3 protein-coding genes are annotated in these 2528 nt (G+C 78.2%); 2 read left to right on the top strand and 1 reads right to left on the bottom strand.

Annotated features, from left to right (window positions below; all coding sequences use genetic code 11):
- Positions 1 to 397, top strand: a 397-nt coding sequence (locus tag AC5FZL_RS16420) for a C40 family peptidase (protein WP_493619949.1), incomplete at its 5' end; no start/stop codon positions are given.
- Between the two features lie 39 nt (positions 398 to 436).
- Here the strand turns inward: AC5FZL_RS16420 and AC5FZL_RS16415 are convergent.
- The gene (locus AC5FZL_RS16415) at positions 437 to 931 is read right to left on the bottom strand and encodes an inorganic diphosphatase (protein ID WP_493619948.1); all 495 of its coding nucleotides are present in this window, start codon (positions 929 to 931) and stop codon (positions 437 to 439) included.
- A 95-nt stretch (positions 932 to 1026) separates the two neighbouring features.
- On the opposite strand from AC5FZL_RS16415, the gene dacB reads away from it, so the two are divergent.
- Entirely contained in the window at positions 1027 to 2493 is a 1467-nt protein-coding gene (dacB, locus tag AC5FZL_RS16410) for a D-alanyl-D-alanine carboxypeptidase/D-alanyl-D-alanine endopeptidase (RefSeq protein ID WP_493619947.1), read from the top strand.
- Positions 2494 to 2528: the final 35 nt, after the last annotated feature.

Here is a 2528-nt window from a genome sequence, read left to right as displayed (position 1 = left end):
GGTGCCCTCAGGCGGCTCGTCCGGCTCGTCCAGCGCCGGTCGCGTCGCGCTGGAGTGGGCTCGCTCGCAGATCGGCAAGCCCTACGTGTGGGGCGGCAGCGGTCCCGACGGCTTCGACTGCTCGGGCCTGACCTCCCAGGCCTGGCGCGCGGCAGGGGTGTCCCTGCCGCGCACCTCGCGCGACCAGTACCGCCGGGTGCAGAAGATCAGCTACGACCAGCTGCGGCCCGGGGACCTCGTCTTCTACGGCGACGACCCCGACGACGCGGCCTCGATCACGCACGTGGCGATCTACGCCGGGGGGCAGCGGATGGTGGAGGCCCCGCAGACCGGCCTGGACGTGCGCGAGACGGCGCTGCGCATGAACCGGTCGATGACCTGGGCCGGTCGCCCCTGAGCCGTTCCGCCCCGGGGCGACGCCCCAGGGCGGAGCGCCTCAGACGTGACCGCCGTGGTCCGCCAGGCGCTGGTAGGAGTTGTGGATCTCGGCCTCGGCCTCCTCGCGGCCGACCCAGTGCGCGCCCTCGACGGACTTGCCCGGCTCGAGGTCCTTGTAGGTCTCGAAGAAGTGCTGGATCTCCAGGCGGTGGAACTCGCCGATGTCGGGAAGGTCCTTCAGGTGCGCCATCCGCGGGTCGTCGGAGGGGATGCACATGACCTTGTCGTCGCCGCCGGCCTCGTCGCGCATGTGGAACATGCCGATCGCGCGGCAGCGCACGACGCACCCGGGGAACGTGGGCTCCTCCAGCAGCACCAGCGCGTCCAGGGGGTCGCCGTCCTCGCCGAGGGTGCCCTCGATGAAGCCGTAGTCGGCCGGGTAGCGCGTCGCGGTGAACAGCATCCGGTCCAGGCGGATGCGCCCGGTCTCGTGGTCCACCTCGTACTTGTTGCGCGACCCCCGCGGGATCTCGATCGTGACGTCGAACTCCACCGTGCCTCCTCCTGCGTGGCTCCGCCGACCTGACCTGCGGCTGCGCCTCCGGCGGCTAGTGTCCCGCACGACGGCAGCGCAGCACGAGGAGGCCCGTGGCGACGTCACGCAGGAGCGAGCGCCGCACCCGCCGAGCGCTGCGGCGCGCCGGTGCGGTGGCGGTGGCCCTCGTGCTCGCCGCCGGGTACGCGGCGGCCGACGCGGCCGACGCCGTCCCGGGGGTGCTCACCACCGCGCCCGCGCCGGTCGCCCCCGAGCTGCCCGACGCGCCGGGCGCCCTGGCCGACCCCGCGCCCGAGCCCGCCCTGCCGGCGCTCGACCCCGCCGCGCCGGCTCCCGACCCCGCCGTCCTGGCCGCCGCCGTCGGGCCGCTCCTCGACGCCCCCGCGCTGCAGGGCAGCGCCGGGGCGACGGTCCTCGACGTGGCCACCGGGCAGGTGCTCCTGGACCGGGCGGGCACCGAGGCCGCCGTGCCCGCCTCGGTGGCCAAGCTGCTCACCGCCGCCGCCGTCCTCGCCCGCCTGGGCCCGGACGCCACGCTGGCGACGCGCGCGGTGGCCGGCCCCGCCCCCGGCCAGGTCGTCCTCGTCGGCGGCGGCGACCTCTTCCTCGCGGCCGGTGCCGGGAACCCCGCGGCCGCCGCCGGGCGGGCCGGCCTGGGCGACCTCGCCGAGGCCACCGCGGCGTCCCTGCGGGCCTCGGGCACCACGACCGCGACCGTCCTGGTCGACGACACCCTCACCGGGGGCGCCCCGACCACGGGCCCCCGCTGGACCCCCTCGGACCTCACCTCCGGGTTCGCCGCACCCCTGACCTCCCTGGCCGTGGACGGCGGCCGGCTCGTCCCCGGGCGGTACGCGCCGCGCGCCGCCGACCCGGCGATCGCCGCCGCCACCGCCTTCGCCGACGCCCTCGTCGCCCGCGGGATCGCCGTCCCGGTGGCCCCCGTGCGCACCGGCCCCGACAGCGGCACCCCCGACGGCGCCCCCGAGGGGGCCGCGGTGCTGGGGGAGGTCCGCTCGGCGCCCCTGGTCGAGGTGGTCGAGCACGTGCTCGCCGAGAGCGACAACACCGGCGCGGAGGCGCTGGCCCGCCTCGTCGGCGCCGACGCCGGCCGGCCGCCGGGGATCGAGGCCTCCGCGGCCGCGGTGCTGGAGACCCTCGCCGGCCTCGGGCTGGACGTCTCCGGCGCGGTGCTGGTCGACGCCAGCGGCCTGGGCCAGGGCTCGCACCTGACGCCGGCGCTGCTGGCCGGGGTGCTCGCGGCCGCGGCCGCCGGCGACCTCCCGCGCTCCCTGCTGGCGGCGCTGCCCGTCGGCGGGCTGACCGGCACGCTGGAGGACCGGTTCGTCGCGGGCGGGCCCACCGGCGCCGGTGCGGGCCTGGTCCGCGCCAAGACCGGCTCCCTCAACGGGGTGACCAGCCTGGCCGGCACCGTCGTCGACGCCGACGGGCGCCTGCTGGCCTTCGCCGTCCTGGCCGACGGCGTGGGCGCCGCCGACCCGGCCCGGGCGGCGGTGGACGCCGTCGCGGTGGCCCTCGCCGGGTGCGGCTGCCGCTGAGCGCGTCTGGCGCCGGGCCGGGCGCGCCGTACGGT

This window comes from Quadrisphaera sp. DVD1 (assembly GCF_058932755.1).
This window is presented reverse-complemented; position numbering and strand designations above follow the sequence as displayed.